Origin of the sequence: Tessaracoccus sp. MC1627 (genome assembly GCF_014164725.1) — a bacterium.
Taxonomy (GTDB): domain Bacteria; phylum Actinomycetota; class Actinomycetes; order Propionibacteriales; family Propionibacteriaceae; genus Arachnia.
Map to the genome: position 1 here is coordinate 169,454 of NZ_JACJGA010000008.1, position 24,100 is coordinate 193,553.

At 68.5% G+C, this 24,100-nt stretch carries 32 protein-coding genes and 1 pseudogene; 11 read left to right on the forward strand and 22 right to left on the reverse strand.

Annotated features, from left to right (window positions below; translation table 11 throughout):
• Positions 1 to 81: 81 nt before the first annotated feature.
• Positions 82 to 729, reverse strand: a complete 648-nt coding sequence (locus H5399_RS15690; protein WP_182784302.1) for a response regulator transcription factor — start codon at positions 727 to 729, stop codon at positions 82 to 84.
• On the reverse strand, positions 726 to 1,847 hold the full coding sequence (locus tag H5399_RS15695; RefSeq protein WP_182784304.1) for a sensor histidine kinase: 1,122 nt from the start codon (positions 1,845 to 1,847) through the stop codon (positions 726 to 728). Before H5399_RS15695 ends, H5399_RS15690 begins: the two co-directional genes overlap by 4 nt.
• Before the next feature lie 129 nt (positions 1,848 to 1,976).
• Between H5399_RS15695 and H5399_RS15700 the strand changes: the two genes are divergently transcribed.
• Together H5399_RS15700 and H5399_RS15705 are read left to right on the forward strand one after the other, a co-directional pair.
• Positions 1,977 to 2,699 carry an ABC transporter ATP-binding protein gene (locus tag H5399_RS15700; protein ID WP_182784306.1) on the forward strand — a complete coding sequence of 241 codons (723 nt, stop codon included), beginning with the start codon at positions 1,977 to 1,979 and terminating at the stop codon, positions 2,697 to 2,699.
• Positions 2,696 to 3,559, forward strand: coding sequence for an ABC transporter permease (locus H5399_RS15705; protein WP_182784307.1), 864 nt, complete (start codon positions 2,696 to 2,698; stop codon positions 3,557 to 3,559). Before H5399_RS15700 ends, H5399_RS15705 begins: the two co-directional genes overlap by 4 nt.
• A gap of 32 nt (positions 3,560 to 3,591) precedes the next feature.
• Here the strand turns inward: H5399_RS15705 and H5399_RS15710 are convergent, their stop codons facing one another.
• Positions 3,592 to 3,927 (reverse strand): YnfA family protein, encoded by a 336-nt coding sequence (locus tag H5399_RS15710; protein WP_182784309.1) that lies wholly within the window; start codon positions 3,925 to 3,927, stop codon positions 3,592 to 3,594.
• Positions 3,928 to 4,063: 136 nt separating this feature from the next.
• Here H5399_RS15710 and H5399_RS15715 point away from each other — a divergent pair, with 136 nt between their 5' ends.
• Positions 4,064 to 4,594, forward strand: coding sequence for a dihydrofolate reductase family protein (locus tag H5399_RS15715; protein WP_182784311.1), 531 nt, complete (start codon positions 4,064 to 4,066; stop codon positions 4,592 to 4,594).
• A gap of 521 nt (positions 4,595 to 5,115) precedes the next feature.
• On the opposite strand, the gene H5399_RS15720 is transcribed toward H5399_RS15715, so the two are convergent.
• From H5399_RS15720 to H5399_RS18275, 4 genes are all read right to left on the reverse strand, one after another.
• Positions 5,116 to 6,213: an AI-2E family transporter gene (locus H5399_RS15720; protein WP_220491057.1), complete on the reverse strand. Its 1,098-nt coding sequence runs from the start codon at positions 6,211 to 6,213 to the stop codon at positions 5,116 to 5,118.
• Positions 6,214 to 6,381: 168 nt separating this feature from the next.
• Positions 6,382 to 7,020, reverse strand: a complete 639-nt coding sequence (locus H5399_RS15725; RefSeq protein ID WP_182784313.1) for a DUF2461 domain-containing protein — start codon at positions 7,018 to 7,020, stop codon at positions 6,382 to 6,384.
• A gap of 86 nt (positions 7,021 to 7,106) precedes the next feature.
• Positions 7,107 to 7,430 carry a hypothetical protein gene (locus tag H5399_RS15730; RefSeq protein WP_182784315.1) on the reverse strand — a complete coding sequence of 108 codons (324 nt, stop codon included), beginning with the start codon at positions 7,428 to 7,430 and terminating at the stop codon, positions 7,107 to 7,109.
• Positions 7,431 to 7,763: 333 nt separating this feature from the next.
• Complete coding sequence (locus H5399_RS18275) at positions 7,764 to 7,892, reverse strand: hypothetical protein (RefSeq protein ID WP_255422380.1); 129 nt, start codon at positions 7,890 to 7,892, stop codon at positions 7,764 to 7,766.
• Here H5399_RS18275 and H5399_RS18670 point away from each other — a divergent pair.
• Positions 7,857 to 8,096, forward strand: coding sequence for a lipopolysaccharide assembly LapA domain-containing protein (locus H5399_RS18670; protein WP_370585813.1), 240 nt, complete (start codon positions 7,857 to 7,859; stop codon positions 8,094 to 8,096). The genes H5399_RS18275 and H5399_RS18670 overlap by 36 nt on opposite strands.
• Before the next feature lie 38 nt (positions 8,097 to 8,134).
• Here the strand turns inward: H5399_RS18670 and H5399_RS15740 are convergent, their stop codons facing one another.
• Both H5399_RS15740 and H5399_RS15745 read right to left on the reverse strand, forming a co-directional pair.
• Positions 8,135 to 9,286 (reverse strand): alpha/beta fold hydrolase, encoded by a 1,152-nt coding sequence (locus H5399_RS15740; RefSeq protein ID WP_182784317.1) that lies wholly within the window; start codon positions 9,284 to 9,286, stop codon positions 8,135 to 8,137.
• Between the two features lie 304 nt (positions 9,287 to 9,590).
• Positions 9,591 to 10,241, reverse strand: coding sequence for a GNAT family N-acetyltransferase (locus H5399_RS15745; RefSeq protein WP_182784319.1), 651 nt, complete (start codon positions 10,239 to 10,241; stop codon positions 9,591 to 9,593).
• Positions 10,242 to 10,358: 117 nt separating this feature from the next.
• Here H5399_RS15745 and H5399_RS15750 point away from each other — a divergent pair, with 117 nt between their 5' ends.
• Both H5399_RS15750 and H5399_RS15755 read left to right on the forward strand, forming a co-directional pair.
• The gene (locus H5399_RS15750) at positions 10,359 to 10,598 is read left to right on the forward strand and encodes a ribbon-helix-helix domain-containing protein (RefSeq protein WP_220491058.1); all 240 of its coding nucleotides are present in this window, start codon (positions 10,359 to 10,361) and stop codon (positions 10,596 to 10,598) included.
• Positions 10,585 to 10,932, forward strand: a complete 348-nt coding sequence (locus H5399_RS15755; protein WP_182784321.1) for a type II toxin-antitoxin system PemK/MazF family toxin — start codon at positions 10,585 to 10,587, stop codon at positions 10,930 to 10,932. The genes H5399_RS15750 and H5399_RS15755 overlap by 14 nt, the downstream gene beginning before the upstream one ends.
• 52 nt (positions 10,933 to 10,984) lie before the next feature.
• On the opposite strand, the gene H5399_RS15760 is transcribed toward H5399_RS15755, so the two are convergent.
• From H5399_RS15760 to H5399_RS15770, 3 genes are all read right to left on the reverse strand, one after another.
• Positions 10,985 to 11,869 (reverse strand): alpha/beta fold hydrolase, encoded by an 885-nt coding sequence (locus H5399_RS15760; RefSeq protein WP_182784323.1) that lies wholly within the window; start codon positions 11,867 to 11,869, stop codon positions 10,985 to 10,987.
• A gap of 126 nt (positions 11,870 to 11,995) precedes the next feature.
• The gene (locus H5399_RS15765; protein ID WP_370585810.1) at positions 11,996 to 13,129 is read right to left on the reverse strand and encodes an ankyrin repeat domain-containing protein; all 1,134 of its coding nucleotides are present in this window, start codon (positions 13,127 to 13,129) and stop codon (positions 11,996 to 11,998) included.
• A 179-nt stretch (positions 13,130 to 13,308) separates the two neighbouring features.
• Positions 13,309 to 14,283, reverse strand: coding sequence for an SMP-30/gluconolactonase/LRE family protein (locus tag H5399_RS15770; RefSeq protein ID WP_370585811.1), 975 nt, complete (start codon positions 14,281 to 14,283; stop codon positions 13,309 to 13,311).
• A gap of 373 nt (positions 14,284 to 14,656) precedes the next feature.
• On the opposite strand from H5399_RS15770, the pseudogene H5399_RS15775 reads away from it, so the two are divergent.
• Positions 14,657 to 14,809 (forward strand): annotated as a pseudogene (locus tag H5399_RS15775) (type II toxin-antitoxin system Phd/YefM family antitoxin); the annotation flags it as partial.
• Positions 14,810 to 14,897: 88 nt separating this feature from the next.
• The gene (locus tag H5399_RS15780) at positions 14,898 to 15,155 is read left to right on the forward strand and encodes a DUF5655 domain-containing protein (RefSeq protein WP_182784327.1); all 258 of its coding nucleotides are present in this window, start codon (positions 14,898 to 14,900) and stop codon (positions 15,153 to 15,155) included.
• Positions 15,156 to 15,266: 111 nt separating this feature from the next.
• Here H5399_RS15780 and H5399_RS15785 read toward each other — a convergent pair whose 3' ends face one another.
• Positions 15,267 to 16,127, reverse strand: coding sequence for an Ltp family lipoprotein (locus tag H5399_RS15785; RefSeq protein ID WP_182784329.1), 861 nt, complete (start codon positions 16,125 to 16,127; stop codon positions 15,267 to 15,269).
• 95 nt (positions 16,128 to 16,222) lie between these two features.
• On the reverse strand, positions 16,223 to 16,348 hold the full coding sequence (locus tag H5399_RS18280) for a hypothetical protein (protein ID WP_255422381.1): 126 nt from the start codon (positions 16,346 to 16,348) through the stop codon (positions 16,223 to 16,225).
• Positions 16,349 to 16,800: 452 nt separating this feature from the next.
• On the opposite strand from H5399_RS18280, the gene H5399_RS15790 reads away from it, so the two are divergent.
• Positions 16,801 to 17,370, forward strand: a complete 570-nt coding sequence (locus H5399_RS15790) for a nuclease-related domain-containing protein (RefSeq protein WP_182784331.1) — start codon at positions 16,801 to 16,803, stop codon at positions 17,368 to 17,370.
• Between the two features lie 70 nt (positions 17,371 to 17,440).
• On the opposite strand, the gene H5399_RS15795 is transcribed toward H5399_RS15790, so the two are convergent.
• Positions 17,441 to 18,010, reverse strand: coding sequence for an AAA family ATPase (locus H5399_RS15795; RefSeq protein WP_182784333.1), 570 nt, complete (start codon positions 18,008 to 18,010; stop codon positions 17,441 to 17,443).
• 114 nt (positions 18,011 to 18,124) lie between these two features.
• On the opposite strand from H5399_RS15795, the gene H5399_RS15800 reads away from it, so the two are divergent.
• Complete coding sequence (locus H5399_RS15800; RefSeq protein ID WP_182784335.1) at positions 18,125 to 18,676, forward strand: DUF1697 domain-containing protein; 552 nt, start codon at positions 18,125 to 18,127, stop codon at positions 18,674 to 18,676.
• A 53-nt stretch (positions 18,677 to 18,729) separates the two neighbouring features.
• On the opposite strand, the gene H5399_RS15805 is transcribed toward H5399_RS15800, so the two are convergent.
• From H5399_RS15805 to H5399_RS15820, 4 genes are all read right to left on the reverse strand, one after another.
• Positions 18,730 to 19,533, reverse strand: a complete 804-nt coding sequence (locus H5399_RS15805; RefSeq protein ID WP_182784337.1) for an alpha/beta fold hydrolase — start codon at positions 19,531 to 19,533, stop codon at positions 18,730 to 18,732.
• Positions 19,534 to 19,823: 290 nt separating this feature from the next.
• Complete coding sequence (locus H5399_RS15810) at positions 19,824 to 20,057, reverse strand: hypothetical protein (RefSeq protein ID WP_182784339.1); 234 nt, start codon at positions 20,055 to 20,057, stop codon at positions 19,824 to 19,826.
• Entirely contained in the window at positions 20,054 to 20,656 is a 603-nt protein-coding gene (locus H5399_RS15815) for a hypothetical protein (protein WP_182784341.1), read from the reverse strand. The genes H5399_RS15810 and H5399_RS15815 overlap by 4 nt, the downstream gene beginning before the upstream one ends.
• A 58-nt stretch (positions 20,657 to 20,714) precedes the next feature.
• Positions 20,715 to 21,668 carry a GlxA family transcriptional regulator gene (locus H5399_RS15820; RefSeq protein ID WP_182784343.1) on the reverse strand — a complete coding sequence of 318 codons (954 nt, stop codon included), beginning with the start codon at positions 21,666 to 21,668 and terminating at the stop codon, positions 20,715 to 20,717.
• Between the two features lie 105 nt (positions 21,669 to 21,773).
• Here H5399_RS15820 and H5399_RS15825 point away from each other — a divergent pair, with 105 nt between their 5' ends.
• Positions 21,774 to 22,409: an isochorismatase family protein gene (locus H5399_RS15825; protein WP_182784345.1), complete on the forward strand. Its 636-nt coding sequence runs from the start codon at positions 21,774 to 21,776 to the stop codon at positions 22,407 to 22,409.
• Between the two features lie 194 nt (positions 22,410 to 22,603).
• Here H5399_RS15825 and H5399_RS15830 read toward each other — a convergent pair whose 3' ends face one another.
• The 3 genes from H5399_RS15830 to H5399_RS15840 form a co-directional block, all read right to left on the reverse strand.
• Entirely contained in the window at positions 22,604 to 22,861 is a 258-nt protein-coding gene (locus H5399_RS15830) for a Txe/YoeB family addiction module toxin (protein ID WP_182784347.1), read from the reverse strand.
• Positions 22,858 to 23,103: a type II toxin-antitoxin system Phd/YefM family antitoxin gene (locus H5399_RS15835; RefSeq protein ID WP_182781779.1), complete on the reverse strand. Its 246-nt coding sequence runs from the start codon at positions 23,101 to 23,103 to the stop codon at positions 22,858 to 22,860. The genes H5399_RS15830 and H5399_RS15835 overlap by 4 nt, the downstream gene beginning before the upstream one ends.
• Positions 23,104 to 23,236: 133 nt before the next feature.
• The coding region (locus tag H5399_RS15840; protein ID WP_182784349.1) for a 3'-5' exonuclease at positions 23,237 to 24,100 on the reverse strand (864 nt) is incomplete at its 5' end.

A 24,100-nucleotide genomic window follows, 5' to 3' on the forward strand; every position in this document is an offset into this window, starting at 1 on the left:
GAACACGCCTCGCAGTTCGATGCGGGCGGGGTCCTGGTAGTAGGGGCCCTGCGCCCCGCAGGCAATCCGCGACTCCGATCCTCAGCCCTCGAGGAGGCCCAACTCCAGCGCCCGCAGCACTGCCCTGGTCCGGTCCCGTACCCCGAGCTTGAGGAACACGCTGGACAGGTGGTTCTTCACGGTCCCCGAGGCCAGGTGCAGGGCGGCCGCGATCTCCGCGTTCGAGTAGCCCGCCGCCGCTAGACGCAGCACGTCGGTCTCGCGCGCCGTCAGCGGCTCGGGGCGTTCGTAGGCCTCGACACCGGCGGGGTGGGCCGCGGCCGCGCGGAACAACCGGTCGGTGAGGCCGGGCTGCAGCAGCGTCCCGCCGGCCGCCAGAGTGCGGATCGCTCCTACGAGCTGGTCGAGGGTGACGTCCTTCAGCAGGTAGCCGCGGGCACCGGCGCGAAGTGCCCGCAGGACGAGCTCGTCGTCATCGAACGTGGTGAGCACCAGCACCGGCACGGTCGAGCCGCGCTCCGCCAGCGCCTCCAGGGTGGCGATGCCGTCGCGGCGAGGCATGCGAAGGTCGAGGAGGAGCACATCGACATCGGTGTCGGCCAGGAGCGCGAGGGCCGCGTCGCCGTCCTCCCCCTCGCCCACCACCTCGATCTCGTCACTCAGCCCCAGCAGGCTGCGGATCCCCTGCCGAACCAGCGTCTGGTCGTCGACGAGGCCCACCCGAATCATGGAGCCGGCACCCGGGCGGTCACCGTGAAGCCATGCCCCGGCGTGGACTCCAGTTCGAGCTCCCCGCCGAGTGCCTCGAACCTCTCCGCCATCCCGGTCAACCCGTGGCCGCGCTCGATGCGGCGCACCCCGGCTCCATCGTCATGGGCACGCAGCCTCAGCCCGTCGTCGTCGGACACCACCTCCACCTCGAGTTTCGTGCCGCCCGAGTGCCTCACCGTATTGGTGGCGATCTCCTGGACCGCCCGGACGACAGCGAGCCTGCGCGCGTCGTCGAGGGGCGACCGCTCCTCCACGCGCAGGTCGACGGAGAGGCCGAGCCGCTCCATCACGTCGCGCAGGGTGGGCTCGAGCCCGGTCCGGGTGTCGCGCAGCTCGCCGACGGTTGTCCGCACGTCCCCGAGGAGGTCCTTCGCGATGGTCCGGGCGCGGAGGACGTGTTCCCGCCCGGCCCCGCTCACCTGGTGGGTGGCCACCTCGAGCTCCAGGGCGAGGGCGGTGAGCTGGTGGCCGAGCACGTCGTGGAGGTCACGCGCGATGCGGAGCCGTTCCGCCTCCCGGCTCGAGGTGGCGAGCAAGGCGGTAGCGGCGTGGAGGTCTGCGTGCGCGGCGGCGAGCTGGGCTCGCGCAGTGGCCTCCCGCCGGGCGGTGGTGACCACGAGCGCGGCGAACACCTGGAACGCCAGATACGCGAGCGTCTGGAACACCACATCGCTCGGTTCCCACCCAGCAAGCACCCCACCGACGGGGATGACGAGGGTCTGCGCGGCGACCAGTGCCACGACGGCCCTTGACTGCAGGTCGAACGCCGCGACCGCCGTCGTCACCACTGACAACAGCGCGGTCCAGCCGAGGTGCGGCGCGAGGAGCCACATGGAGGAAGCCGTGAGGAACAGCACCGCGACCGTCACGCCGGCCGGCCACGGCGGCCGGCGGCGGATCAGTTCGGCACCCACCAGGAACACGCCGAGGTAGATGAGGTAGGCCGCCCACCAGGCGGCGATGATCACCGGGTCGACGCTGATCTCCGCGCGCGCGGCGAGCACGGCCACGCCCACCACCAGCACCGCCACGAGGCCGGCGCCTGCGCTGAGGACCTCCTCCGCCTTGTTCGCCACATCCCGATGCTACGAGAGCCGGGCGCGCCGGGGGACGTGCCGTTGGTCATGGGTGCAGCTGGTGCCGTCCGGCACATCCGCCCTCCCCCACCCGATCCCTAGCGTGGTGAGTGACGAAAGGAGAGCGCCATGACAGTCCTGGAGATGCAGGGGGTGCGGAAGGAGTACGGAGAGGTGACCGCCCTCGACGGGATGGATCTCGCCGTGGAGCAGGGCGAGATCGTGGCGGTGCTCGGCCCCAACGGGGCGGGCAAGACCACCACGTTTGAGCTTCTGCTCGGGCTGATCCGCCCGTCCGCCGGCTCGGTGCGGGTCCTGGGCGAGGAGCCCGGGCCCCGGGTGCGCGGCCGGATCGGGGCGATGCTGCAATCGGCCGGGCTCCCCGAGCAGGTGACGGTGCGCGAGCTCGTCCGGCTGATCGGGCGGAGTTACCCGCAGATGCTCGACGTCGACGACGTGCTCGGCCGCACCGGCCTGACCAAGCGCGCCCGCCGCACCGTCACCACCCTCTCGGGAGGCGAGCGCCAACGCCTGCTCCTGGCTCTGGCCCTGGTGGGGGCGCCCGAGCTCCTCCTGCTCGACGAGCCCACCGCGGCCATGGACGTGGCGGCGAAGCGCACGTTCTGGGAGCAGGCCCGGGCGCTGGACGGCGCCACGATCGTGTTCGCCACCCACGACCTCGCGGAGGCGGCCGCGGTGGCGGATCGCGTGCTGGTGGTTTCCCAGGGCCGGCTGGTCGCGGACACCACCGCCGACGCACTCACCAACCACGGCAACGAGGACCTCGAAGAGGTCTTCCTCGCCCTCACCGCGGAGCGATCCTCCGCCCTCGACGACGGAGACGACCGATGACCACCAACCATTCACCCTCACGCCAGGGCGCCCCGACTGCGCCCACCCGTCGCGCCGCGCGACCCAACGGCAGCCTCGCCGGTCTCGCCCTCCTGGCGGCGGCCACCGAGCTGCGCGCCAGCCTGCGAACGCCTGAGTTCGCCGCCGGGGCCATCGCGATCCCCGTCATCCTGTACGCGATGTTCGGGCTGCCCAACGCCGACGGCGTCCTGCCGGGCGGCACCGTCGTCGGCCTCGTGATGGCAGTGTCGATGTGCGCCTACGGCGTGGTGTCGCTGGCCATCTTCACCTTCGGCGAGGACGTCGCCAAGGAACGCGGCCGGGGCTGGACGCGGACCCTGTCCGCCACGCCGTTGCCCACCTGGGTGTATCTCGTGGGCAAGCTCGCCAATGCGCTGGTGCTCGGCACCGTCATCGTTGCGGCCATCGCCTCGCTCGCGTTCCTCCTGGGCGGGGCTGATCTCGCGCTCGGCACCTGGGTGCAGGTGTGGCTGCTCATGTTGGCCGGCGTGCTGGCGTTCAGCACTCTCGGCTTCGCGATCGCCTTCGTCGCGCGGCCACGCGCCGCGGCCATGATCGCCAACCTCGTGTTCCTGCCGTTGGCCTTCGCGTCCGGGTTCTTCGTGCCCATGAACCAGCTGCCTCAGGTCCTCCGCGACATCGCGGCCTTCCTACCCACCTTCCACTTCGGCCAGCTGGCCCACCACCTGGTGATGCCCGCCTCGGACGTCGCGTTCTGGACCGGCGCCGAGACCCGCCCGCTGTGGGTGCACGTGGTGTGGGTGACGGGATCCGCCGTGGCCCTCGGGACGGTCGCCCTCATGGCGTCGCGCCGCGAGGCCGTCACCCGTCGTGGGTGACTGCCACCCGCCGGTTGGCGTGGCGACGCGATTCAGGCGGCTCTGGGCGCATACATGATGACCGCCACCCCGAGGAGGCACACGAGCGCGCCCACCACGTCGTATCGGTCCGGCCGGAACCCGTCGATCACCATCCCCCAGGCCAGAGAACCGGCGACGAAGACCCCGCCGTACGCGGCGAGGATGCGGCCGAAGTTCGCGTCCGGCTGGAGGGTCGCGACGAACCCGTACAGGCCAAGCGCGACCACCCCTGCCCCCATCCAGACCCAGCCCTTGTGCTCCCGGACACCCTGCCAGATCAGCCACGCGCCGCCGATCTCGGCGACGGCGGCGAGGACGAACAGCACGACGGACCTCAGGGTGACCATGCGTTGATGCTGCCATAGGCCGGCCTCAGCAGCATCGCGCTCGGCAGGTGGATCAAGTTGGCTCTGGTCGGAGCTCGGATAGCCAGCCATAGTTGTGGATGTGGGCGCCAGAGGGGCACTCGGGACGGATCAGAGCATGGGCAAGCTCATATTCGGGATGAACCAGTCGCTCGACGGCTATGTGGACCACGACAGGTTCGCCCCCGGCCCCGCGCTCTTCCGGCACTTCATCGAGGAGGCCAAGGCCGAGGTGGCCTCGCTCTACGGCCGACGCATCTACGAGATCATGAGCTACTGGGACGACGATGATCCTTCCTGGGGCGACGACGAGCATGCCTTCGCGACGGCGTGGCGAAGCCAGCCGAAGTGGGTCGTCTCCCGCACCCTCACCTCGGCCGGCCCCAACGCAAGTTTGGTCGAGGGGGACCTGGAGGTCGCGGTCCGGCGCTTGAAGGCGGACTACGACGGCGAGATCGCAGTGGCCGGCCCCCGGCTGGCCGGGAGCCTGACCGACCTGGGGCTGATCGACGAGTACCGCATCTATCTCCACCCCGTCGTGCTCGGCCATGGGGATCCGTACTTCGCCGGGCCTCGGCCGCCGTTGCACCTGGTGAGCGCCGACCGCATCGACGGTGACGTCCTCCGGCTGAGCTACGTCCCCGCTTGAGCTTGCAGCTCACGAGCTGGTCAGGCCGACGGCGTGCTGCATCTCGGGCCCGGCCTGCAACTTGCTATCCAGAGCGCGGCTTCTGTGCATATATGCAGAAACCGCGCTCCACGTAGAATCCTGCAGCTGAGGAGAGGCCTCACCCAGCGTTTGCCCACCATCCCCGGCGACTCCAGCGCCTCCCTCCGAGAACAAAACGAAGGCCGAGCACTTTTCAATGCTCGGCCTTCGCACATTGTTCGGGGGAGGACGGCTCCCGGACTCGAGTGGCTCTGAGACCTGCCCGTCCGTCTCGGCGGGCGTCGGCGATGTAGATCGTCGGCAATCCATCTGGAAACCACTCGACCGCTCATTCCATCTTCAGCTTCTCCCGAGGGTTGTGCTTGTCGATGGCCTTTCGCGTACAGACCATTGAACGCCTGTCTGGCAGCCAGCACAAGACCCTGAAACGAAGAATCTCCTGAGAATTCCCCAGACTCCGGCCGCGTCGCTTGACAGTCACAGCGTCGCCATCCGGCTCATCAGATTGCCGGCGCCGCCTCATGATCTGGAGAGGGGAGCCCGGTGCCTGCCATCGCCTTACGCTCCCGGACGACGGCGACGGACTTGGTGGCCGCCGCGACGAGCGGCGGCGCGAGGACCATGCCGAGGAGGCCCGCGACAGTGCCGCCGATCAGGGTGGACAGCAGGACCACCAGCGGATGTATGCGCAGGGCCGAGCCGAGCGCCCACGAACTGACCGCGCTCTGAATGGTGCCGTTGGAGATCACGAACGTGATGGCGATGATGGCAGCGGTGGAGGCTCCCCCGGATCCGAAGGCGATCAGCACCGCGAAGGCGCCCGTGATCCAGGCGCCGAGGAATGGGATGAAAGAGAGGACGAAGTACAGGATGAAGATCGAGCCGGCCAACGGCACGTTCAGCAGCAGCAGCGGCACGATGAAGATGGGTGCCGTCAGCAGCGTGGTGATGGAGATGCCCTTGAAGTAGCCGCGAAGCGACTGCTGCACCACGGTGGCCACGTCTGCGGTGAGTCCGGCGTCCCACGACGCGACCCGCGAGAGCCAGCCCGGAAAGTCGCGGCCGTCCCGCAGCACGAAGAAGAGGAAGAAGAGGGCGAAGAAGGTGCCCATGCCGAACGCCAGCGCCCCGGAGAAGGTGCCGGACGCCAGGCCGACGACGCCCTGGGCCAAGCGCGGCGCGTACTCCTCGAGGTTGGCCCTGATGCGTTCGAGGACCACCGGGTCCAGGTCGAGGGTCCGCCCCCAGGCCACGAACGAGTTCCAGCCAGCCCACAGCTGCTGGTAGATCTGGGGCAACTCAGTGAGGAAGCCGCGCACGACGACCGTGACCGTCGCCGCGGCCAGCGCGATGGCCACGAACAGGCCGACGACAGCGGCGAGAAGCCGGCTGAGGCCTCGGCGCTCCAGCCGCGACACGAGCGGCTCCAGGACCACCCCGATGATGAAGGCGACGATGAGCGGCACCACGATTCCGTTGATCGCTCCGAGCGCCGCCGACATGATCACGAGCAGCACGATGGCGCCGACAGCCGCCCAGCTCGCCCTCCCGACCCGGAGGAGGCTGGCCATCTGGGCCCGCTGCGGGGTATCACTCACGATGCCTCGATTCGTCGTCGTGCGCTTGCCCCGGCGGGCGATGCCGACGTCACCAACTCGGGTACGAAGGGCAGTCGGGGACGCCCCACGTGTGCGGCGAACATTAGCAGTCGCTGGTTCAGCGTCGTTCCCCAGCTGATCGAGCTTGCCGGAAGGCCGTCGGGCGATTCAGCCCTCGCCGACGTGCTCGCCGAGCCAGGCCATCAGCGGGCGGTAGGCCCGCCAGTCCACGGCGACGCGATCCAACATCTCCGGCGTGGGCAACCACCCCGGGGCTCCGTGTTGGCGTTCAGCCGTCAGCGTCCGGTGGCGCAGCATTTCGACCAACGGGTGGTCTTCTGCGACACCGCGCGGCCGTGTCTTCAGACGGTCGCCGTCGATGACGTAACCATCCTCCCGAAGCCCGTCGACAATCCGCTGCAGTTCCTCCCCCGAGTCCTCGTCGTCGACGGCGCCGCGGTAGCGGGCGACCTGGCCGGCCGTGCCCGCGTACCACCCGGCCGCGGTCATCAGGCCCGCCGAGCTGATCTGCACGTACCAGCCCATCCCGGAGGCCGTCGCGACGACGATGCCCTGGTGGGTCTTGTACGGGGACTTGTCCTGCGAGAAGCGGACGTCGCGGCTGGGGCGGAACAGCTTCGCAGGGCCGAACTCGTCCTCCAGGGCTGCGGCGAGCCCTTCCATCGGAGCCCTCACGACGGTGTCGTACAGCTGACGGTGAACGGCCCACCACTCGCGGGAGTTGTTGAGCTCCAGCTCCTCGTAGAAGTCCACCGCCTCGAACGGGAGACCCTCAAACCAACTCATGCGACACACGGTAGACGGTCTGTGATTGCATCGCAGACTGTGCCAGTGGCGTCTGGAGCAGGACACCGAGAAGTGCCCTCTTCAACTCACCTGTAGCGCGAATGCAGGTCTCGACGTCGGCGCCGGTCGGCCACCTCGTGGAAGGCGCGATACACGGTTGAGAACGCGTCGAACACCAGCCAGATCCCGAGCGCTGCAATGCTCATGTACACCATGTAAGGGATCAGGGCGCCGGGAACGAAGTTCACCATCGAGTTGTCGAATGGCTCCTCGAGAGGATTCTCGGCAGCGAGTGTCCACGCAAGCCACAAGGCGGCCGCTCCGGCCGGCACTTCGAGAAGGGCGAGAAGTATGCGTTTGGGCCCGAAGTTCTTCGTCAGGGCTTTGGGTCGGCTGGTGGCCATGGCCACATCACTTCCTTACGCGGCGCTCCTACCGCCTGAACAGATCTCTGATGATCCGCTCTCCAAGCCCTTCCGGGTGGAGCCCACTGGAATGAGCATGGGGACACTTCCATGATGGCACTTCCGGGCTCCGCGGTGTGCCCGACAGTCAGCTGAAACCACAGGTCGAGGAATCATCGGACGCGCACTGTTGCGCCGGCCCGACATCCAACATCCGAGAGTATCCTTGGAATTGTCAGTTTGTCATGACTATTCCACTTGAGGAGGGATCATGCCCAGAGACTTGGACCAGCCCAGCCATTCGCACAGAGCCGATATTCCTTCAACGGATGTACCTCGTCAACGCCCGAAGTCTGATACCGACACCGCGAAAGCATCGGTTTCGGAGAGGGCCGTGCCACAGGCCACGAAGCGCAGCGTGTCGCGGGCAGCCTGGTTCGCACTGATCGCCGGTGCTGTTGCGCTCATCTTCCTGCTCGTCTTCGTTCTACAGAACATGCGCCCACAGAGCTCACGTTCTGGGCGTGGACATTCACCTCGCCCGTGGGCGTAGCGATGCTGTTTGCAGCCATTGCCGGGGCCCTCGTCACTGCAATGGTGGGGACCGCGCGAATGATCGTGCTCGGCCGCACGGTCCGGAGTCTCGAACACGAGCGAGACAAGAACCACTAGGAGTCGGTGAACTTGAAGCCGGCCCTATGGCGTTACTCTCACTGAATCGCGACCAGGTCTCGGATGGCCTTGATGACCACGTCGGGCTCGTCGAAGTAGATGTAGTGGGCACTGTTCTCGGCGACCACAAGCCGAGCGTTGGTGGAGCGGTTGAGGTGTTCAGTCTGCAGTTCCACCCAGAGCGAGTCGTATCGCTCGACAATGTCGGGAGTGATGAGGAAGCGCTGACGGTCGACTCCAGACATACCCTTTTCGAGGGCGTGACCGGCGGCGACGACCACCAGCGGGATGTCACCCAACGATCCCTCACCGCCCACCTGATTCAGCGTCTGCGGGAAAGCCTGCGCCTCCTCGAGGATGGTCCGGTGGCTGTGTGGCTCCAGGTACAGGGCGGTCCACTGTTGCCTGAGCTCGAGGAGGAAGTGCCGTGGTGCGAGCCGGGCCATCTCTTCTGGCTCTATTGCCCCTGCCGCGACACTCGTCGCCATGGTCTCCATCCAGGCGAGGCTCTCTTGATCCAGGACCTCCCGCCAGGTGAACTCGGCGAACGCCTCGTCCTGGCGAGGGTGGGCGGAGTCGATGAGGACCACGCCAGAGACTCGCTCGGGGTTCGCCTCCGCGAAGAGCAGCATGATCAGCCCACCGAGCGAGTGCCCGGCTAGGACGTAGGGGCCGGTCTCCCCTGCCTCCTCCAGCAGCATCTTGAGTTCGGCCACCATCTGCTCGCCAGTGCGCGGGGTGCCTCGGGGTTCGCTCCAGCCGAGCCCGGCACGGTCGTAGGCGCAGACGCGTGTGGTGGCCGCCAGCTCCTCCTGCAATGGCCGATACATCAGTGAGATGTCTCCTAGACCGGCCTCCAGCAGGACGGTCGGGCCGCCCTCGCCCAAGCAGTACAGGTGCATCAGGTACCCGTCCACGTCGACAAGCTGGCCGGGCGGCTTTGGCAGACTCGCCTCGTTCGCGGCACCGGTGGTCGCTGCGTCCTCGGTCACGCCGGCGATGGTGGAACCCGCGGAGGACTGCGGTGGCGCCTGGGGCGGGGATCCTGCCGATCCGGATGGACTTCCCTGCGCGGAGCACCCCGCCAGGACAATCATGGCCACCGCGGTGAAGGCCCCGGCGACGCGGGCGACGGTTCGCATGGCCCTCCAATCCGCCACCAGACCGGTCGGCACGTCGGACGTAACCATCTCAGGATGCTACGGCGGGCCCGCCAGGCACAGGGCGAGTCCGTGTGCGGTCATTATCTGGCAGCATCCACGCGCCGGGCGCCAACTGATTCGTAGTTTCGGGGGACGAATCGTGCCCAAGCACCGCGACAGCCGGAGCTCCGCCGGCACCTGGAGCCAAGGCGTCATCGATGTTGCGACCGCCCTGTGGGCTCTGAACCTCATAGGCTGGTTCTGTCGCCCAAGGGGTCAAGCGCCGGTCCGGACTGCGTACCGGCTCACGGTTGCCGCCGACTGCTGCGTAGTCGCCTGGATGGCGATCACGTCAGGCAAGGCCCAGGAAGACCCTGAGTTCGGCGGCGCCATCGACGTGGACCGGGTCTCCACGCACAAACGTGCCGGGAGTGAGGAGCAGCCGCTCCTGCTCGGCGGCCTCCCCCCGCCGCGACACCCACTGCCGCCCGTTGGGCCGGTAACCCACCTTGTGGCTCACGGCCAGGGACGCAGGGTTGTCGAGAAACGCGGAGGACGTAATGCGCTCGGCACCGAGATGGTCGAACGCGAAGGCGCACACCGCCTGACGCATCCGGGTGCCGACGCCTTGGCCATGGAAGCGGCCGGCGAGCCACGACCCGGTCTCGAGAGTCCGGGTCACGGGGAAGCCCTCCCCTTCAAGCGCCTGGATCCCGAGCACCTGCCCCGCCCGTCGGACCACCAGCTGAAGGGTGATCGTCTCGGGGGTCTGACCGGCCAGGGTGCGCCCGAAGTAGCGCACGTAGTTGGCGGGCAGCTGGTCTGCTGGCGCATCGGTCCACGGGAAGAGGAACGGCATCTGAGTCGGGTCGTGGATGCCGTCCAGGACGAGTTCGATGAGCTCCGGCAGATCACCCTCGCGGATCACGGTGAGCAGCAGGTCTCCGGCCGTTATCCGAAGCGCGAACGGTGGCCAGATCTGCTCCAGGGACAAACGAGACATGTGCCCAGTGTGGCGCCAACCCTCCCGATCTCACCGACAACCGAGCTCGCAGCGATCCGGAAGGCGACAGGACTCTACGACTCACCAGGGCGCTACTCCTGATGCTACCGTGGTGGCATGAGTCAGGTGAAACTGAGCGTGAGTCTCTCTGAGGATGACGTCGCGGCTCTGGACAAGTACGCCAAGGCGGCAGGGCTGCGGTCCCGGTCTGCGGCGATCCAGCAGGCCATCCGGTTGCTGGGAGACCAGGAACTCGAAGAGGCGTACGCCGCCGCATGGCAGGAGTGGGAAGCGTCCGGGAACGCGCGCGACTGGGACTCCACCTCGGCGGACGGGCTGACCGATGCTCCGCGGTGAGATCCGGCTCGCGGACCTCGACCCTGCCCGTGCCGGCGAGGCTGACAAGCGTCGCCCAGCCGTCGTGGTGAGCAACGACCACGCCAACACAGTCGCCGCGAGGCTCGGACGAGGCGTGGTCACGGTAGTCCCCCTCACGAGCAACACCGCCCACGTCTACCCCTTCCAAGCGCTTCTGCCAGCTGAGGACACAGGCACCCGAGTGGACTCCAAGGCACAGGCTGAGCAGGTTCGGTCAGTCTCGATCGACCGACTCGGCCCTGTCATCGGCCGGGTCCCCGTTCACCTGATGGCCGAGCTCGACGACGCCCTCAGGCTGCACCTCCACCTGTAGATCGCTGCCCCCTCCATCAGGCGAAGGCCAAGTAGCCCAAGGGTGGGCGTCCTCAGCTGGTCTGTGAGTCCAGGACCTCCCGGAGCCGCGCGGCGAACGCCTCCGGCTGCCCCGGCCAGCCGAACTCCGGGCCGACGAACCCGCCATGGTGGCTGGGGAACATCGTCAGGGGCAGGCCCAGCCTCCCCGCCAAAGCCTCTGCGGACCGCCCCGTCACCTGGCGCGCCGACTCCTCCCCCGCTGCGATCACCAGCCGCACGCGGGACGACAGGAGTGCATCGAGGTCCGGCGTCCACGCGACGACGCTGTCGGAGTCGCCGGAGAGCAACGGATCGTCGCGGGAGCCGTCATCCTCAGAGGGGAGGCCGAAGGCTGCGGGATCCGGGGCGGGGCCGTCGAAGAACTCGTCGGTGAGCTCGCCCTCCCAGGAGGTGTAGGCGATGAACCGGGCCATGCCGTGGCCGAACCCGCCCCTCCGATAGGCGCGGGTGACGTCCTGCTCGGCGCGGAGTACCGCGTCCGCGTCGGGCAGCAGATGGGTCAGGGGCGGCTCGTGCGCGACGAGCACGCGGATGTCCTCAGGGTGGACGACGACCAGCGCCAACCCGTCGACCGCTCCCCCGCTGCTGCCGAAGACCTCCACCGGACCGGCGCCCAGAGCTTGGATCAGGTGGTGCAGGTCGTCGGCGTGCTGCAGCGGGTCGTTGTCGGTGCGGCCGTCGCTGCGGGTGCTGCGGGCCAGCCCCCGCGGGTCGTAGGTGACAACGGGCCGGTCCGGGAAGTGCGACGCCAGGGTGGCGAACCCGGTGGCGTCCATGGGCTGCCCGATCAGCAGGAGCGGCGGCCGCCCGTCGACGGTGGGCAGCGGCCCGCGCACGTCGTAGACGATGGTGGCCCCGGGAACTTCGACGGTGTGGGTAACGGCCTCGACGGTCATGGCGATCCTCCGGTTTCCGTGGTGTCCTCGAAGCGATCCTAGGCGCGCCCGGAGTCCGCGGGGGCCCGATGCGGGCGTCTGCGATCCACGGAGGGTGGGCTCGGGTTGTGCGGACCGTTCGCTGGCTCAGCTGGGGCTGCCGCGCAGGATGGAGGCGATGCGGTCGTAGCCGAGCCGCTCGGCGTGCTGCAGCGGCGTGACGCCGTCACGGTCGGCGATCGTGGGGTCGGCGCCGGCGTCGAGCAGGATCTGCACGATCTCCTGATGCCGGGGTCCACCGTCGCCGAGGATGACCGCCTCGAGCATCGCGGTCCAGCCGAGGTTGTTGACGTGGTCGATGTCGACGCCGGTCTGCACCACGCGACGCACGTACTCGACGTGGCCGCGCTCGCTGGCAGGAATCGGCGACAATCCGCCGAAGCGGTTGCGGATGGTCAGATCGGGGTTCGCCGGCAGCAGCGCCTCGAGCATCGCGACGCTGCCCGTCACCCCCGTGACCAGCCAGGGCGTGTCGTGGCGGTCGTCCAGCGCGTCAGGATCGGCACCCATCGCGACGAGGACCTCCACGACCGGTACGTGGTCGAAGGTCGCGGCCAGGAGCAGTGCGGTGCGGTCGCGGTCGTCGCGCGCCTCGATGTCGGCGCCGGCCCGCAGGGCAACGGCGACAGCGTCGGCGTCCCCCGCTTCGGCCCCCTGCAGCAGCGCGGCGTCCGGGTCTGCGGGGCGATCGGCGGTCGTGACCGCCCGTAGGATCCGCTCCAGGCCCGCGAAACCCCGCTCCACGGCCATCTCCAGCGGCGTCAGCCCCGCCGACGGCGAGGTGAGGTCCAGCTGGACGCCGCCCGCCGCCAGCACCCGCACTGTGGTGGCGTAGGCCGGGGTGTCTTCGCCCAGCCAGATGGCCTCGTGGATGGCCTGGTAGCCGATCCGGTTGATGTGATCGCGGTCGATGCCAGCCTGCAGCAGCTCCCCGACGACCAGGCCGTGCCCGCGCTCGGCGGCACGGATGAGACCGGTGCCGTTCCAGCTGTCCTTGTCGTCCACAAGCGCGCCGTTGGCGAGCGTCAGGCGTAGCAGGTCGAGGTATCCCTCGCTGGTAGCGACGAGGTAGGCAGACTGCTCGGTCTCGTCCTTGGCGTTCACGTCGGCGCCCGCCTCGACGAGTCGTCGGGCCAGCTCGACGTCGTCGGCCCACGCTGCATCCCGCAGCTGCTGGTCGAGGATCGCCTGCTCCTGGGCGTTGAGAGAGGGCTCGGGCACGGGGTCGTCCTTCCTGGGTGAAGCACTGGGGGCGACGCTGGGTGTCGGTTCGGGCGTCGCGCTGCTGCTCGACCGGTCTGAGGGCACGGTACTGGGGGACGCCGTTGGTTCGCCAGACCCGCACGCGCTCAGGAGGATCGCGATCGGGACGGCGGCGATGGCGGTGCGGGTGATGCGCCTCATCGGGTGGGGTCTGTCAGGATCTCGTAGGGGCCAGTGGCGACTGGCTCGTCGAACTTACTGTCGACGTAGAGGATGCGTCCGCGCAGCGCCTTCGCAGTCGTCAGCACCCGGTCGGCCGCAGTGGCCTCCTGGTCCAGGAGGACCGCCCGGGAGCCGTCGGCCGACAGGCGCAGAGTGGCGATCATCCGGCTGAAGTTGCGCACGACGGTGAGCTGGTTGCCGCGCAGGACGAGGCCGTCGGCGTTGACGAGGTCCGCACCACCCGTCGCGACCTCCGAGACGTCGCCGGTGCTCGCGTCGAAGCGCCACAGCAGGCCGGCGTTGCCCTGGGCCACCACGAAGGCGCTGCGGTCGGCCGACAGCACGATGCCGCCGAGGTTGAACCCGGCGAGCCGCTCGACCCGGTCGGTTGCATCCGCCCAGAGGCTCGCCTGCCAGCCTGCACCGTCGTCGGCGACGCGGAAGACCTGGGCGTCGTTGGAGTTGGTGAAGTAGGCCGCGCCGTCCGGCCCGAGCGCAACATCGTTGAGGAAGACGCCGACGCCGGGCGCGCGGAGGGCGGCCAGCAGCGTGCCGTCGGCCTCGTACACCCACAGGTCAGGGCGACCGGTGCCGATGCCGTTGGGGCCACCGGCGATGTCGACGCGACCCTGCTCGTCGACGGTGATGCCCCTCGCGGTAAAGCGGCCGTCGGTCCCGTCGCCGTCCAGCCACTCCACGGTCTCGTCTGAGTGCGCGGAGCCGCGGTGGATCTCCCCGCCGGTGACCTCGCTGACGTAGAACAGACCCCGCCGCTCGTCCGCGCCGATTCCCTCGAACTTGGAGCCGGTCGCGTTGTTGACGTCGCCCGTCAACTGGTAGGTCGTGGGGCGGGGGCCGCCGGCCACAGCCGGAGCCGCGCCGACGGCCAGGCCGAGGGTGGCGAGCAGCGAGACGGCGAACGTGATGGTCGGGCGTGTGTGGCGAGTCACTGTGATCTCCTCGAACTGGGGTCTGCGAACTAGTCCAGTCTGCGTGCCCGGCCGGCGCGGCGCGTCGGTGGAACGGCCCCCTCTGGGTAGCCGATCGGTTGATGCGGCTCCCCGGGGTTCTCCATACGATGAGGACACCATGAGCACCCCCACGGATGTCCGAGACCACACCTCGGGTGTGCACGGCATCCTGGCCCCCGCCGTCCGGCTCGACCGCTGGCTCCTCGTGGCGCTTCGCGGCCTCGTCGCAGGCGCGACGGACTGTGGAATGCGGAACCAGGGTCGCGCCTGGGCGCGTCGGGCAGGTACTCAGGGAGGTCGGCGTCCGCGGCGAGGATCGCCACCACCGGACGTAGCACAAGACCCTGGCCCCATGACAAGCGTGGGTTTGCGGGAACTCCGCCAGGACGCGTCCGATCTGGTGCGCCGCGTCCAGACCGGCGAAGAGATCACCATCACGGTGTCCGGCCGGCCCAGCGCCAGGCTCGTCCCGGCACACGCCACGCAGTGGCGATCCTGGAGCGACATCGCCGAACTGTTTCGCGGCACTGACAGTGACTGGGAGCAGGACCGAGAACTTCTCGACAGCGACCTGCGCGACCCCGGGCCGACCGATGAGGGGCACGAGCCAGATCGCCTTCAGGCGAAAGAAGGGTTTCCTGTACCTCTGGCGTCCCGGGCAGCACGTCACGAGCGACGTGCCGGCCGTACTGTCCGTGGTCCTGCCTCACGAGGTGATCTCCCCCCGGTTCAAACAGGTCTCCCACCCGTCCAGCACCGTGTGGATGCACCACATCGAGCTCCACCGGATCGAAGAGGTCGACGACGAGGTCCGCGTCTGGATGGTCGAGGCCTTCCGCAACGCCGGTTGAACACGTCACGGGGCCCGCTGCCTGTCCGGGCGGCTGTGGTTCTGCCGTCGGAAAGAGGTGGTGCTGCCCGTCCTGTGGCCTCCGCCGTCAGGATGGTGTCGGGCTGCAGGGCTACAGCCCCGCAGCGTCCGCCCCGTGAGCCGCCTGCTCAGCCGTGAACCCCTCGAACTCCAACTGGTCGATGAGCGAAGAGCGGGAGAAGGCTGAATACTCGAGATAGTCCTTGGCTTTCAGCGCCGCCTGATCCATCCAGTCCACCTCCACGCTGTCCACACCGTGAGTTGCCTGCTCGCTCGTGAAGCCCTCGAATTCGAGTTGCTCGATGAGACCCGTGCGTGAGAACGCAGAGTAGGACAAGTAGTCATCGGCCTTGGAGATAGCCTGCGCCATCCAGTCCACCTGAATTGCGTCCACTGCAAATGTCGCATCAGCGTTCGAGAACCCCTCGAACTCCAGCTGCTTGATCAGGCCGGAGCGGGAGAAGGCCGCGAATTCAAGATACGACTCTGCTTGGCGTACTGCCTGTGTCTGCGATACCGACGCCCCGCTGTCGACTTCAGGCTCCTCAGCAGGCTCCGTCTCTGGGGCTGAAGCCGCGGGCGCCGTGCTCGTCTCGGGGGCAACTGGGAGCGGCTCAACACTGGGCTCTATCGCGTCCGAAGCCGACGCAGACGCGGCTACGGACACAGAGGGCGAAGCCAGGGGCGCTGCGGTCTGACCCTCGCCGCCTCCCTGAAGAGCGGCGTACCCGACGGCAGCGATCACAAGGCCGGCCGGGATCAGCACGCGCTTTTTCTGGTACCAGGGCGTCTTCACGGCCATTTCACCCTGGCCATCAGCAAGGAGAGGATCGTGCGACACCATCGGCTGCTGACCGGGAGGAATGACCTGGTTTGTCCACTGCCCACCGTCCCAGTAACGCTGGCTTCCGTCAGCCTGCGAATACCAACCCGCGGGATACTGCTGCGCCATAGTCAAATTCCCCTTTTCGTGAGGCCCCTGGTCGTCGTTCAGTTCGCGCCTGGCTTCATCGTCAGGCGGGGCGGTGTGAGGTAATCGGCATGGTATCAGCGAGCAGCGTCGCGCAGGATGGCAGCGAGGCGGTCGTAGCCGAGCCACTCGGCGTGCTGCAGCGGCGTCACGCTGCCCGTCGCGCCCTTCCCCAGCCAGGCGGTGTCGTGGCGGTCATCCAACGCGTCGGGATCATATCGGTTCTCTCCCCTACGCTCTTCGAGCCAGGCGGTCACGTCAACCCATCTGACCGCTACGTTGAGTCGCTATGGAGGGGAAACCAGCGTCTGTCATGGCCGTGAAGCGGATGAGGCTTCGCTACGCGGGATGCTGCGCGACCTGCGGCGCCACCCTGAGCGCCGGCGTAACAGCGAACTACCACCGCGACAGCAGGACCGTGACCTGTGTGACGTGCATGCAGGTTCCCACCGACCAGCCTGGGCCAACCTCTACCGAGGTGAGTGACCACTCAGCGCACACGAACACCGCCACCCACTCAGCACGTCAACGTGCAGACGCGGAAGCTCCCCGTAGCCTGGGGGCGGTCGACGGGCATGGAGGGGCTTCCGCGGCGGCGGAGTACCAGCGGCGCCACGATGCCCGTCGCGAGCGTGTGTTGAGCAACCATCCGCGCATGGGCCGGTTCCTGCTTGCGGTATTCGACGATCCTCAGTCCACGCGTGCCTGGTCCGTCGGCGCTGAGGGCGAACGGATGCTCAGCGAGATGCTGGCCTCCATGGCAGGGGACTCGCTGCGCGTTCTGCATGACCGGAGGATCCCGCGCAGTCGGGCAAACATCGACCATCTGGCGGTCTGCCCCACCGGCGTCGTGGTAGTGGACGCCAAGCGGTACCGCAACGCACGGCCAACGCTTCGGGTCGAGGGCGGCCTCATCCGGCCTCGCGTCGAGTCGCTGATCGTCGGGGGTCGTGATCGCAGCGCCCTGGTGACGGGGATGCAGAAGCAGGTCGCCCTGGTCCGGGCAGCGCTGGCCGATCGCCCCGAGGTGCCGGTGCGTGGCGTTCTGTGTTTCGTCGATGCGGACTGGCCGCTCATCGGAGGCTCGTTCGCCATCAACGACGTGGCGGTGGTGTGGCCCAAGAAGCTCAAGGCGATGTTGACCGAACCCGGACCCTTGGATGAGGCCCAGCTCGCCGACCTGCAGTGGGAACTCCACGAGGCGTTTCCTCGAGCCCGGGGGTGACTCGAACAGATGTACGCGTTCGAGCAACCGACGTTTACCTCACGGCGCTTGGAGGCGGTACGCCGCTGGTTCAGGGCGACGACGACGCGAGCGGCCCGGCGAGCCATGCTCGCGCTTCCCGGTGCGACTGCAGGCGGACAACGGGCAGTTCGGGGCGTTCGCCCACCAAAGCGACGACTCGTTCGGCTGTCCGGCGACGGGTCTTCCACGCCCAGCGGATGATGTGGTCAGGCTCGGTGAATGCCGTCCATAGCGACGGTTCACGATTGCCGTTCCAGAGCACTTCGCTCCGCAGCCGACGGCGCAGCGTCCTCACCGTGACCTGACGCATCACTGTGGCGACGGGCAAGTCGAGCCAGACCACCAGATCGGCTCGGGCAGCCAGGACGGCGCGGGCACTGCTGTACTGCCATTCGGTCACCCACTCGTCATCGGCCACGAGTGCAGACACGTCGGCCAGGAACGACTCCCGAGGAGTCCAGTTCGGACCGTGATAAAGAGCGTCGATCTCGACGTGAGGAATGCCCAGCTGGCGTGCGATTCGAGATGCCAGGGTCGTCTTCCCCGACCCGGAGGTCCCCGCCACCAGCACGCGGCGCGGGCACGTCTGCAGTGACTGAGTGGGGGTGAGAACAGGCACGCCGCAAGCGTGGCACACCACCCAAGCTCCCACCGCGCGCGATGGCCCTCTCCACAACCAATGTGAGCGGCCATGGCGGATGTCTGACGGGATCTGCATGGAATGATCGAGGACGTGAGCATGCAGGTGGCGTTCTTCCGGAACATGAACCTCGGCCAGGCGCGGAGCCGATCGCCACGCAGCTCCGAGCTGCTGGATGCCTTCGCAGCCGCCGGCGCGACCAGCGCTCTGAACTTCCAGACCAACGGCACCGTGATCTTCGCCGGCGACGAACCGGCAGCACTCGCGGAGTCCGTCGTGACCCGCCTCACCGCAGTCACCGGCTACGCCGACCTCGTCGTGGTCCGCTCGGCCGCCTGGCTCATCGACGCAGTGGGACGCATTGACCCCGGCCTGACGGCCGGGGAGGTCGCCCTCTTCGACGCCCCCTCGCTCCTGGAGCTCGCGCTGCCGCTCATCGAACGAGTTCCTACCGGCGAACTCGTCGTGCACACACTCACCCACAGCCACGCCGTCACGAGTACCACGGGCTCAGGAATCTCCGCGGGACCGGTACTGACCCGGCTGATCGGAGTCCCGGTCACCTGCCGCGGGATTCCCACGATGCGGCGACTCGTCGCGCGGCTGGGCATCCTCACAGCGCACGCGAAACAGGCCCCCGGATAGGTTGCAGGCCCTTCACCGTCACCGACAGCATTCCGAATGCATCCGCCCTCAGGTCAGACCTGCGTGGGCGGGCAGGCGTGCTGAGCGAACTCGAGGATGTCGGCCGACAGCCTCTCCGGCTGCTCCCAGATGACCACGTGGCCGGTGTCCTCGTACTCGATCCACGTCGCTCGAGGGATGGTCGCCGCCAGCCCTCGAGCATCATCGATGCCCAGCACCGAGTCGTGGGCGCCGCTGACGATCAGCGTCGGGGCGACGATCCGATCGGCTGCGGGGGTCGGCGACGAAAGAAGGCCGGCCAGGCTCGCCCGCCAGATGGCGGCAGGGACAGTCAGCGCGTCGCGCGTCCTCGCGGCGAGGAACTCGTCGCTCACCGACCCATGGGTGAAAGATGCCGTGAACCGCGCGGCCCACTCCGGATCGATCGGATCCCGCAGCGCCTCGACCTCGTCGGCGAAGGGCGGCCTCCGGCCCTCCAACGACCGCGGCGCGCCGGCGAGAACGAGCCCCGTCACGCGCCGTGGGGCCGACGCCGCAACCTCCTGCGCCACGTACCCACCACTCGACGCGCCGACGAGCAGTGCAGAGTCGACGCCAACCTCGTCCATGAACGCGGTGACATCAGCGGCCAGGCTCTTGACGTCGTAGCCGGTGGCAGGCTTGTCGGATTCCCCAGCCCCGCGCTGATCCAACGCCAGGACCCGAAGGCGTGTGCTCAGGGAAGGGAGCATTGGGCCGAAGGACTGGCGGGACTCGAGCCATGGGTGAAGTAGCACGGCCACCGGCGCGCCCTCCGGCCCCACAGACGTATAGGCGACCGAGATCCCTGTCGACAACTGCGCCCTGCCGTCGATCACGGCACACCTCCGCTCGGCTAACGTCCGCCCCGGGTGACCGAAGAATCCGCGGGAGGTCGATTCGATTGTGCTCCCCGCCCTCGGCCCCGTCCACGGGCGAGGACGTTCCGACGGCTGACCGGCTGCCCCGCCGTGGCACGGCACGGAGAACCCGGCCGGACCGTGGCCTTCGTGACCCGCGTCCCGAAACACGAATCACGAAACACGGCGCGCCACAGCTGTGGGCCCCTTCCCCGACGACGGGGTCGGCCGTGGCCATCAGCCCCTGCATCCACGCAACGGCCCCAGGCTCAAGGGGCTTGGAGGCGAGTCGCGCAGCGAGACAGCATCTCCGAGACCTCGACGCCGAGGCCCTCGCAGACGTCCTCCAGGTCTGGCATCGTCCAGACAGAGTTTCCAGCACACAGGGTTCTGGCCTTCGTGTCGCTGCAGTTCAGCCAGAATGTAATGGCCTTGGGCTTCAGCTCTTGGCGATCCAATTCGGCGCGCACCTCGCGCGACACCGCCATGTTCAGTCGCATCATGGTTCTACTCCGAACTCCGGTCGGGGCGGGCGCGAACTGCGTCGGCGGAACCGCGCCACGATGGCGACGATCACGCCGAGCGCCAGCAGCATGAAGCTGGCCGATAGGGCCAGCCACTTGCCAGCGGTGAAGAACGGCGCCAGCTCCGCGAGCACCGGCGTCCGGGCCGGATAGCGTGCCATCACCGTCGCGGTGCAGATGTTCTCGGCGTAGTCCAGCGCCACCGCGACCACCGGCAGCAGGGCCACCCCTCGCCACCGACTCCCGGGAGCTGTCCCTCGCGCCCAGACCCAGGCGAGCGTCGTCACCAGGAACGCCCCGTACACCAGCGGCCAGATGACATCGAACGTGACGCGCGCGTAGACGTAGGCGGCTCGACCGTCTCGCCCCCACGCCTCGGCCGCTGCGTAAAGATCGTCCGGGGAGTACCACAGGGATGTGTCCGGGGCGTTGTAGCGGACCGTGTAGAAAGCCCCGGCCTCAGCCTGGGCGGGCAGCACCGTCGCGGTGAACACCGCGAACAGCACCGCCGCGGCCATGGCCATCCACCCCCGCACCCCCCGCGCCAGGCCATCGGCTACCCGTTCCACCAACTTCATCGCACCTCGTCCCTTGTGATGCAGCGATGCTATGCGGTTCTCCACGGTCGGAAGAGCGTCACGTCGAGGGAGCTGAGAATCGCTGGCGATACGAGGTCGGCGTGGTGGCGTAGGTGGCGGTGAAGTTCTGCCTGAACGTCACGACGCTGGTGAAGCCACAGGCGGCGGCGATGCGCGTGACGGGCCACGCCGTCGTCTCCAGGAGGCGCCGGGCCTCGTCGAGGCGGCGGGCCAGGACCCAGCGCGCGGGGGTGGTGCCCGTGGCCTCTGCGAACCGGCGGGTGAAGTTGCGGCGGCTCATGCGCGCGTGGGCCGCGAGGTCGTCGACCGTGAGCTCGTGGTCGAGGTGGGCCAGGGCCCAGTCGATGGTCGGCCCGAGGTGCCCCACTCCCCCTGGCTGTGGGATCGGGCGATCGATGTACTGGGCCTGGTCGCCGTCGCGGTGGGGTGCGACGACGAGGCTGCGGGCGACGGCGGCTGCGGCGGCGGAGCCCAGGTGGGATCGGACAATGTGCAGGCAGGCGTCGATGGCCGACGCTGTGCCGGCCGAGGTGAGGACGTCCCCGTGGTCGACGTAGAGCGCGGCGGGCTGGACCTTCACCTCGGGTCGACGGCGTGCGAGCACGTCGGCTGAGCCCCAGTGGGTCACGGCCTCGCGGCCGTCGAGCAGGCCGCTGTCGACCACCGGGAAGGCCCCCAGGCACAGGCCGGCGATCCGGCTTCCGCGTGCGTGCGCGGCGCGGATCCTGGCTGTGAGGGGCTCGTCGGTCATGGGCAGATCGATCGGCCAGGATGGCAGGACCACCAGGTCGGCGTCCTCCACCGCGTCTGGGCCCCTGACGTCCTCGATGCGGGGGCCTTCGGCTGTCCGGATGCCGCGACCGTCGCGGGTCCACACGACCGGACCCCACCCCGCGGCCAGGCACTGACGGCCGACCTCACCGAAAACGAGCAAGGGGGCGGCGAGGTGGAACATCGTGATGCCGTCGAAGGCATGAACGGCAATGCGCATGATTGGCCTGATTCCATCGAAGAACGTCTTTTGTGCCACTCGCGATATCCCATCGGCCCTGGCGATGATGGATCAAGACAGTTTCCGCCAGCAGTAGGAGAAACCATGACCGCCCCCCGCCGAGCACTCATCGCCGTCGACGTCCAGCAGGAGTACTTCACCGGGATCCTGCAGATCCAGGCCCCGCCGCGCGACCAGACGCTCGCCAACATCGTGGCCGCACTCGAGGTCGCGGAGCAGCAGGAGCTGCCCGTTGTCGTCGTGCAGCACGAGCTGCCGCAGGGCGCACCCGTGTTCGCCGTCGGCAGCGACAGCTGGTCGCTGCACCCCGAGATCGAGGAGCGCCTGAACCCCTCCTGGAAGCGAGTCAGCAAGGACAAGGGCAGCGTCTTCGCCGGCACCGACGTGGCCCAGTGGCTGGCCGAACGTGAGGTCGACACCGTCACGATCGTCGGCTACATGACCAACAACTGCGACATCGCCACGGCCGTGGGCGCCGAGGAGCTCGGCCTGGCGGCAGAGATCCTCTCCGATGCCACCGGCGCCATCCACCTGGCCAACGAGGCCGGCCAGGTCTCCGCGGACCAGCTTCACGAGACCCTGCTCGTGCTCCTGCACTCCAACTTCGCCGCCGTAGCGACCACTCAGGCATGGACTACGGCCGTCACCGCCGGCGATGCGCTCCCCAAGAGCGATCTGGGTACCTCCGCCACACAGGGTCGCGCGGCCTTCGGCGCCTGACCTGACGACGAGGCGTACGACGTGGTAGTCGCGGTCGCCAGCGGGACCGCGACGTTTCGGGAAGTGTCGGCGCGCCTAGCTTCTTGGCGCTGACCACTGGCGGCGGAATCAGACGTTACGACGGGGTGCTCAGGAGGATCCAGAGGCGCCGCACCGGCAGGGGCGGGACGCGCCCAACTTCGCGGCATCTGTGGTCAGTTGTAGTGGAAGCGGACCTGCAGGATGATCAGGTCGTCGCCGTCGACCAGGTAGACCAGGCGGTGTTCCTCGGTGATCCGTCGGGACCACGCACCGGCCAGCATGTGTCGCAGTGGTTCGGGCTTACCTATTCCGCTGACAGGGTCGCGCAGCGCGTCGTCGATGAGGCGGTTGATCCGTGTGAGTGTCTGCCGGTCGGCTGCCAACCAGTACGTGTAGTCCGCCCACCCGTTCGGCGTGAAGACCAGCCTCATCGAATGAGGTCGTGCTCGTCGCGCTGCCCTGCATGCGCCTGGGCAAGGCTTTCGAGCAGGTGACGTGCGTTGGCGGGAACCCGCAGCAGGTGAGCAGTCTCCTCGAGCGCGTCGTAGTCAGCTCGGGACATGAGCACTGCATCACCCCGCCGGGAAGTGATCTCGACCGGCGTGCGGTCTTCGTTGACCTGCTCGATCAGGGGAAACAGGTTCTTGCGAGCTTCACTTGCGGTGACAGCCATGGCCACCCCTCTCCATTGGTACTACTTCTTGTACCAGTATGACATCGAGGTCAACGATAACCAACCACCCGACCATCGGATCCGAACTCGACCCACGGTCCAGCCCCAGGCTCCTCGCGTACGTGCCCACCGCTCAGGCGGAGGCTGGCAGCAGTGACGACGGGGTGCCGCTGTACGTCACCACCAGCTCGTCGCGTGCCCGGGACGCCGCCACATACAGCAGCGACCGTTCCCGCAGCTGCGCCTCGCTGAGCTCTTCGTCGTCGTAGTCGTAGGCCTTCAACCCCATGGGCATCGAGTCCTTGCTCAGCCCGAACAGCAGCACCCGCGCGAACTCCGTGCCCTTCGCACGGTGCATCGTCAGCGCCACCGGGTAGCCGGGCCTCACCGTCCCCGCCTCCAGGGCCCGGACCTCGACGCCCCGCTCCCCCAGCCCGGCGACGACCCGGTCGCGAGTCACCCGGTCGCGGACCAGCACCGCGACCGTCTCAGCCGCCACCTCACCGCTCCCCACCCAGGACCCCACCAGGTCCGCCGCGAAGTCCAGCTCCGCCGTCAGCGTCGGGAACGGCCGCACCTCCGGCTTCGGCCCGGTGCGCGCCGACAGGTAGCCGGCCATGGTCTCGGCCTCGCCGTCGGAATCGATGACCTCCTGCCCCGTCAGCACACCGACGGCCCACGCCAGGTTCTGCGCCGTGGTGCGGTAGTTGAGCTTCAGCCCCCGCGACCGCCCCTGCGTCCGGATCCCGTACGCCGAGAGCATCAGCTTCTGCCCGTAGATCCGCTGGTGGGCGTCCTCGGCGACGAAGATGTCGTTATGCGCCTCGGCCGCCAGCGCCCGGACCAGCTGCCAGTGGCACGGCTTGAAGTCCTGCCCCTCGTCGACCAGCACGTGCCGGGCGGGCCGCTCCCCCGTCGTCTCGAGGTGGGCTGCCGCAATCGAGGCGGCCTCAGCGAAATCCAACGTGCCGGCCTCGCGGGCGGCCCCGCGGTAGGC

What these genes read in the sequence shown, in the direction of transcription:
- H5399_RS15690 (WP_182784302.1), bottom strand. Translation starts at nt 729, where the DNA reads ATGATTCGGGTGGGCCTCGTCGACGACCAGACGCTGGTTCGGCAGGGG.
- H5399_RS15755 (WP_182784321.1), top strand. Translation starts at nt 10,585, where the DNA reads ATGCTCCGCGGTGAGATCCGGCTCGCGGACCTCGACCCTGCCCGTGCC.
- H5399_RS15705 (WP_182784307.1), top strand. Translation starts at nt 2,696, where the DNA reads ATGACCACCAACCATTCACCCTCACGCCAGGGCGCCCCGACTGCGCCC.
- H5399_RS15700 (WP_182784306.1), top strand. Translation starts at nt 1,977, where the DNA reads ATGACAGTCCTGGAGATGCAGGGGGTGCGGAAGGAGTACGGAGAGGTG.
- H5399_RS15715 (WP_182784311.1), top strand. Translation starts at nt 4,064, where the DNA reads ATGGGCAAGCTCATATTCGGGATGAACCAGTCGCTCGACGGCTATGTG.
- H5399_RS15820 (WP_182784343.1), bottom strand. Translation starts at nt 21,668, where the DNA reads ATGCGCATTGCCGTTCATGCCTTCGACGGCATCACGATGTTCCACCTC.
- H5399_RS15780 (WP_182784327.1), top strand. Translation starts at nt 14,898, where the DNA reads ATGAGGGGCACGAGCCAGATCGCCTTCAGGCGAAAGAAGGGTTTCCTG.
- H5399_RS15830 (WP_182784347.1), bottom strand. Translation starts at nt 22,861, where the DNA reads ATGAGGCTGGTCTTCACGCCGAACGGGTGGGCGGACTACACGTACTGG.
- H5399_RS15725 (WP_182784313.1), bottom strand. Translation starts at nt 7,020, where the DNA reads ATGAGTTGGTTTGAGGGTCTCCCGTTCGAGGCGGTGGACTTCTACGAG.
- H5399_RS15790 (WP_182784331.1), top strand. Translation starts at nt 16,801, where the DNA reads ATGGGCCGGTTCCTGCTTGCGGTATTCGACGATCCTCAGTCCACGCGT.
- H5399_RS15785 (WP_182784329.1), bottom strand. Translation starts at nt 16,127, where the DNA reads ATGGCGCAGCAGTATCCCGCGGGTTGGTATTCGCAGGCTGACGGAAGC.
- H5399_RS18275 (WP_255422380.1), bottom strand. Translation starts at nt 7,892, where the DNA reads ATGAGCGCAACAGCACCGGCGATCAGTGCGAACCAGGCTGCCCGCGAC.
- H5399_RS15835 (WP_182781779.1), bottom strand. Translation starts at nt 23,103, where the DNA reads ATGGCTGTCACCGCAAGTGAAGCTCGCAAGAACCTGTTTCCCCTGATC.
- H5399_RS15815 (WP_182784341.1), bottom strand. Translation starts at nt 20,656, where the DNA reads ATGAAGTTGGTGGAACGGGTAGCCGATGGCCTGGCGCGGGGGGTGCGG.
- H5399_RS15740 (WP_182784317.1), bottom strand. Translation starts at nt 9,286, where the DNA reads ATGGTTACGTCCGACGTGCCGACCGGTCTGGTGGCGGATTGGAGGGCC.
- H5399_RS15760 (WP_182784323.1), bottom strand. Translation starts at nt 11,869, where the DNA reads ATGACCGTCGAGGCCGTTACCCACACCGTCGAAGTTCCCGGGGCCACC.
- H5399_RS15750 (WP_220491058.1), top strand. Translation starts at nt 10,359, where the DNA reads ATGAGTCAGGTGAAACTGAGCGTGAGTCTCTCTGAGGATGACGTCGCG.
- H5399_RS15825 (WP_182784345.1), top strand. Translation starts at nt 21,774, where the DNA reads ATGACCGCCCCCCGCCGAGCACTCATCGCCGTCGACGTCCAGCAGGAG.
- H5399_RS15810 (WP_182784339.1), bottom strand. Translation starts at nt 20,057, where the DNA reads ATGATGCGACTGAACATGGCGGTGTCGCGCGAGGTGCGCGCCGAATTG.
- H5399_RS15745 (WP_182784319.1), bottom strand. Translation starts at nt 10,241, where the DNA reads ATGTCTCGTTTGTCCCTGGAGCAGATCTGGCCACCGTTCGCGCTTCGG.
- H5399_RS15710 (WP_182784309.1), bottom strand. Translation starts at nt 3,927, where the DNA reads ATGGTCACCCTGAGGTCCGTCGTGCTGTTCGTCCTCGCCGCCGTCGCC.